Source organism: Mesorhizobium sp. M7A.F.Ca.CA.004.04.2.1 (assembly GCF_004022825.1).
In the GTDB taxonomy this organism is placed as follows: domain Bacteria; phylum Pseudomonadota; class Alphaproteobacteria; order Rhizobiales; family Rhizobiaceae; genus Mesorhizobium.
In genome coordinates, this window is sequence record NZ_RZPH01000327.1 from 1 (window position 1) to 5,645 (window position 5,645).

6 protein-coding genes and 1 pseudogene are annotated in these 5,645 nt (G+C 65.3%); 1 reads left to right on the forward strand and 6 read right to left on the reverse strand.

Translation table 11 applies throughout. The features are described from left to right. The 6 genes from EN893_RS16105 to cysK all read right to left on the reverse strand — a co-directional run. A partial coding sequence (locus tag EN893_RS16105) for a hydantoinase/oxoprolinase N-terminal domain-containing protein (protein WP_281062484.1) occupies positions 1 to 423 on the reverse strand: 423 nt, incomplete at its 3' end. 249 nt (positions 424 to 672) lie between these two features. Then, positions 673 to 1,299, reverse strand: a complete 627-nt coding sequence (locus EN893_RS16110) for a CDGSH iron-sulfur domain-containing protein (protein ID WP_127268750.1) — start codon at positions 1,297 to 1,299, stop codon at positions 673 to 675. Positions 1,300 to 1,413: 114 nt separating this feature from the next. After that, positions 1,414 to 1,785 carry a hypothetical protein gene (locus EN893_RS16115; protein ID WP_027040247.1) on the reverse strand — a complete coding sequence of 124 codons (372 nt, stop codon included), beginning with the start codon at positions 1,783 to 1,785 and terminating at the stop codon, positions 1,414 to 1,416. A gap of 124 nt (positions 1,786 to 1,909) precedes the next feature. Further along, positions 1,910 to 2,266, reverse strand: a complete 357-nt coding sequence (locus tag EN893_RS16120) for a hypothetical protein (RefSeq protein WP_127268751.1) — start codon at positions 2,264 to 2,266, stop codon at positions 1,910 to 1,912. Positions 2,267 to 2,315: 49 nt separating this feature from the next. Further along, the gene (locus EN893_RS16125; RefSeq protein WP_127268752.1) at positions 2,316 to 3,803 is read right to left on the reverse strand and encodes an aspartate aminotransferase family protein; all 1,488 of its coding nucleotides are present in this window, start codon (positions 3,801 to 3,803) and stop codon (positions 2,316 to 2,318) included. Between the two features lie 13 nt (positions 3,804 to 3,816). After that, positions 3,817 to 4,905, reverse strand: a complete 1,089-nt coding sequence (gene cysK, locus EN893_RS16130; protein ID WP_127268753.1) for a cysteine synthase A — start codon at positions 4,903 to 4,905, stop codon at positions 3,817 to 3,819. A 254-nt stretch (positions 4,906 to 5,159) separates the two neighbouring features. Between cysK and EN893_RS16135 the strand changes: the two are divergent. Continuing rightward, a pseudogene (locus EN893_RS16135) lies at positions 5,160 to 5,645 on the forward strand (transcriptional regulator); the annotation flags it as partial.

A 5,645-nucleotide genomic window follows, 5' to 3' on the forward strand; every position in this document is an offset into this window, starting at 1 on the left:
ATCGAGCCTGGCGGCATTGCCGTGCACGTCGTGGCCGCCCGGACAAAACACCACCGGATCGGTGCCGAGCGCGGCCTTCAGCCCGTCGCGGGCGAGGTCGCCCTCGGAAAAGCCGATCATCACCAGCGCGACGCGGCCGCCCTGGCCCTCGACAAGCGCGTTGGTGGCAAGCGTCGTCGACATCGACACCAGCTTGATATGAGCCGGATCGGTTCCGGCTTTCTGCAGCACCGCATCGACGGCGCCGGAAATGCCGACGGCAAGATCATGCCTTGTGGTCAGCGCCTTGGCCTTGGCCAGCACCTTGCCCTTGTTCGGGCCTTCTTGCGGGCCTTCCGTTTCAGACCACAACACGGCATCGGTATAGGTGCCGCCGGTGTCGATCCCGAGGAACAGCGGCTTTGGCTTGGTCTTGGCGGTCATTTTTGGCGGCGGTCCGGGTGGCAATTTATTTGTCCCTGCCCTTAGCCGATACGGAGCGGGCGATAAAGCCGCGAGCGCTGGGCCACGGGTAATCTCCCCCCTCGAGGGGGAGATGTCGCCAAAGGCGACAGAGGGGGTCGGCAAGACTGGATGCGACTTCATACGAGGCGAAAGAGGAAGCCAGCGCTCTACGCGAGACGACCCCCTCTGGCCTGCCGGCCATCTCCCCCTCAAGGAGGGAGATCGCAGCTACCCCACAAACCCCACCTTCTTGTGCGTCCCATCGCAGAACGGTTTGTTGGCGGAATGGCCGCAGCGGCAGAGGAAGGCGCGTTGCGTACGATCGACCGTATGGCCGGTTCCGGTGACGATCTCGAGATTGCCCTCAAGCTTGAGCGGGCCATTGGTGGTCGGCGTCACTTTCAGCGGACCGTTCCTCGCTTCGAGCGCCAGCGTGTCCTTCAGCGGCGGCTCGCCGGTGGCGGCAAAACCGGATTTGTTGTGGCTGCCGTCGCAGAACGGCTTGTTCTCCGAAGCGCCGCAGCGGCAGAGCGTGGCACGATAAGAAGTCTCGCCGTCGAGCACGATCTCGGCGTGTACCGCCAGCGGGCCGTTTTCCCGCAGCCGCACCGTATTGACCACCGGTGATTGCTCCTGCGGCCCGCCATCCTTCCTGACATAGGTGATGGCGCCCGACGGGCAGCTTTCGGCGATGGCGACGATCTTCTCGACGCTGGCCGCTTCGGGATGGATCCATTGGCCCGGCGCGTTGGGCACGAAGACATGCGGATCGCCGAGCACGCAGTTGCGCGAGTGGATGCAGCGCTTGCCGGAAAACCCGACGTCGATCTTGTCGCTTTCGACCATGCCGGCCATAGCTGGGCTCCTTTTGCCTGAAGCACGTCGCGTCTGAACAGTTCGAGGCGGCGCGCGCTGGGTATTTGCACAGGCTATGGCTCCGGCCCGAAGACCGTCAAGCTGGCAAACCGGTCAGGGGACCAGCTCGATCTCCTCGGTCTCGCCGCCGCTACAGGTGTAGCAGCAATCCTCGCATTTTTCCGTGTTGCCGGGACCGACGCCCCAATAGGTGCCCTCGTCGCCATCGACCCAGGCGCCGTAGCAGATCGATTCGCCCGCGTTGCAGGATATCGGCAGCTGCTTGGTCTCGCCGTCGTCGAGGAAATAGTCCTTGTCCTCGCCCGGCCAGACATAGTCGCGATCCTGGCTGTAGAGCTCGACGCGCATGGCGTTCGGGTGGCTGTTCTTGATGGCGAAGGTGACATCGTCGGCTTGCGCCGCCGACGCAACCAGCATGACGAAGGACAGCGCGGCCAGCATGCGGCGCGCATAGGCATGAAACATGATAACCCCCGAATATGCGGCCCACCCGGCCGCGGGGCGACCATTGCATGCAGCGCTGAATCGCGGAAGTGGACCGGACGGGCCGATCCCTGACTTAATTTGGGTCCAACGAAACTTCCGCGCTCTACGGCACCAGATCGATCGTCTCGGTCGAGTGTTCCACGCAGATGAAGCAGCAGGTGTCGCAGGGCTGGTCATTGTCCGGCCCGACGCCGGCCGAGAGGCTGTCGTTGCCGTCGGCCCAGGCGCCATAGCAGATTTGTTCGCCCTGATTGCAGGACAGCGGCACGGATTTCTGCGACTCGGGTTCGATCAGGAACACCTTGTCATTGCCCGGCCAGACCGTCTCACGGTCGCGGCTGAACAGCTCGACCGCGACAGATTCCTTGCGCAGGTTCTTCACGAAGAAGGCCATGTCTGCGGCCTGCGCCGAGGCGGTGAAGACCAGCGCCGCCAGTGCAACCATACGAAACAGCGTCACGACCTGGATCTCCCGAATCATCGCGGCAGAATCGCATGCCTGCCCGTAACTAGGAAGGCGCGGAACCCTGCGTTGCGATGTCTTGCCCCAGCCGCACCGTTTCATGCACCAGAAGGTCGAGATCCTCGCGCCGTGTGCGATGATTGGTGATCGCCACGCGCAACCAGTGCTCGCCATGCACCGTGGTGTCCGAAAGGGCCGCAATGCCCTGTTCCTGCAGCCGCAGCATGATCTCCGTGTTGAGCGCCTTCAGAGCCTCGCCTGTCAGACCGGGCTGATAGCGGAAGCAGACGATGTTGACGGTCGGCGATGCCGCCAGTTGCAACTGTGGCGCGGCCTCGATCAAGCCGGCAAGATAGACGGCCTGGGCAATGTTCTGGTCGATCAGGCGGCCGAATTTCTCGACGCCGTGCTCCTTCAGCGCCATCCACACCTTCAGCGCGCGAAAACCGCGCGACGTCTGCAGGCCGTAATCATGCAGCCATTCGCCGGAAGCAAGGCCGCGCGGCGTCGATTCGAGATACTCCGGCGTCACCGCGAAGGTCCGGCGATGCGCCGCGGCATCCCTGACCAGGGCGCAGCCGACCTCAAATGGGGCGTGCAGCCATTTGTGGGGATCGAGCGCGACCGAATCCGCCCGTTCGATGCCGGCGACGCGATGCGCGTTTTCAGGCGCAATGGCGATCAGCGCGCCGATGCAGCCGTCGACATGGAACCAGAGGCCTTCCTCATGTGCCAGCTTCGCAAGCGCCTGCAAATCGTCGATCGCCCCGGTGTTGACGGTGCCGGCCGTACCGATGACGCAGGCCGGCTTGAACCCTGCTGCGCGGTCCTCAGTGATCGCCGCACGCAAGGCAGCGATATCGATGCGCAGCCCGCTATCGGTCGGGATGCGGCGCAGTGCCCGGTTGCCGAGGCCGAGTGCCTCCATCGCCTTGCGGTGGCACGAGTGTATCTGCTCCGAGCCGTAGAAGCGCAGCGGCTTCTCGATGGCAGCAACGCCATGCTCGCGCACGTCGATGCCGGCCTTGACGTTGCGCGCCACGGTCAGCCCTATGATGTTGGCCATCGAGCCGCCGCTGACCAGCGTGCCGCCGGCAGAAGCCGGAAAGCCCAGCATCTGCTTGCACCAGTTCACCACCTGGCTGTCCATCAGCCCGGCCGCGTGGTTGCCGCCGCCGAGGTTGGAGCCCTGGATGGCCGCCAGGAAATCGCCAAGCGCCCCCGTGAAGTTGCTCGACCCCATGTACCAGGACCAGAAGCGCGGATGGATGTTGCCCATCGGATAGGACATCACCGTGCGCGAGACCTCGCCATAGACGGCGGCAAGCGGCGCCGGCGAGCGCGGCAGCGGCGCCGAGAAGGCCTCTCTCACATCGGCCGGCATCTCCCGCCAGACCGGGCGGTCGCGCACATCGCGGAGATAATCGACCGCATCGTCGATGACGCGGTGCGACAGGGCCTGCACATCGGCCCAGTCTAGGGGATCGAGCGTTTCCTCGGCCACCAGGCCGAGGTTTTCTTGCATGGCGTCCATACCAGATCTCCCGTCAAGTCGCCGGGAACTGGCAGCCGGGCGTCGAGCGCGACAGGGCGGCCTCCTCGGCATCCATCTCGGCCTCGATGCCATCGAACAGCGGCGTCGACATGTAGCGCTCGCCGGTGTCGGGCAGCATGCACAGGATCACCGCGCCGGCCGGCGCCTTCTCCGCGACCTGCCGTGCCACGGCGAAGGTGGCGCCGCCGGAAATGCCGGTGAAGATGCCCTCTTTCCGCGCCAGTTCCCTGGCCCATTTGATGCCCTCGGGCCCGGCGATCGGCATCACCTCGTCATAGAGGCTAGTGTCGATCGCCTCCTGCAGCACGTTGGGGATGAAGTCCGGCGTCCAGCCCTGGATCGGGTGCGGCTCGAAGGCCGGATGGCTGGCGGCGGGGGCACCATCGGCGCCGCGCTGCTGGACCTTGCCGCTGCCGATGAGCTGCGCGTTGGCCGGCTCGGAGAGCACGATGCGGGTTTCCGGGCGCTCGCGGCGCAGCACGCGCGCCACGCCTACCACCGTGCCGCCGGTGCCATAGCCGGTGACGAAGCAATCTAGCCGCGAGCCGGCGAAATCATTGACGATCTCGCGCGCCGTCGTCGCCTCGTGGATGGCGGCATTGGCGGCCGTCTCGAACTGGCGGGCGAGGAACCAGCCATTGGCCTCGGCCAGTTCCACCGCCTTCTTGTACATGCCGAAACCTTTTTCGGCGCGCGGCGTCAGCACCACCTTGGCGCCCAGCATGCGCATCAGCTTGCGGCGCTCGACCGAAAAACTGTCGGCCATGGTGACGACCAGCGGATAGCCCTTCTGCGCGCAGACCATGGCGAGGCCAATGCCGGTGTTGCCGCTGGTCGCCTCGACAACTGTCTGGCCCGGCTTCAGCGCACCGCTGCGCTCGCCCTCCTCGATGATGTTGAGCGCCAGCCGGTCCTTCACCGAAGCACCGGGATTGAAGTACTCGGCCTTGACGTAGATCGTCGCGTGGGCCGGTCCGAGATTGTTGATGCGCACCACCGGCGTGTCGCCGACGGTGTCGAGAATGCTGTCGAACAAGCGGCCGCGCCCGGCCGTGGTTCTGATCTTCTGCTGCTGCAACATCTTGGTCTCCTTGATTGTCATCGCGTTTTGTCTTCACGGGCCGGTTACAAACCGGCGGGTTGGGCGACGAGGTTTGGTGACCTTGCCGCGCTAGGACTGACATGCCGCACAGCGGCAATGGCTGCATCCGGCGCTGAAATCCGCTGCCGGATGCGCCGTGTCGTGTTTGGTGATACAGGAGAGGCCGACAGGCCAGCGTGGGAGCAGGCGTGGAAACGCACGTGGAATCCAGCCGATCGAGGCCGGACGGCGACATGCCGGTCCTTTCCGTGCGCCTGCTCGGACCGCTGGCGATCTCCCGCAATGACGTGCCGGTTACGTTGCCGTCGTCACGCAAGCTGCGCGCTCTGTTGGCCTATCTGGCGCTGGCGCCGCATCCTGTCAGCCGCAGCCGTCTGTGCGAGCTGCTGTGGGACGTGCCGAACGATCCAAGGGGCGAGCTGCGCTGGTGCCTGAGCAAGCTGCGCGGCGCACTCGACGCGCCGGGCCGACACCGGGTCGTGACACAGGGCGACACGGTAGCACTCGATCTGAGCGATTGCCTGGTCGATGCGCTGGAGGTCAGCCGCGCCGCCGCGCAAGGGATCGGCACGCTTGATGTCGGCCGCTTGCGGGCGCTGGCCAAACTGTTTGCCGGCGATTTCCTCGACGGGCTGGAGCTCGAGCGCAGCCCGCATTTCAACAGCTGGCTGATCGCGCAGCGCCGCCGCTTCAGCGCTTGCCATGCCGCCGTGCTGGAA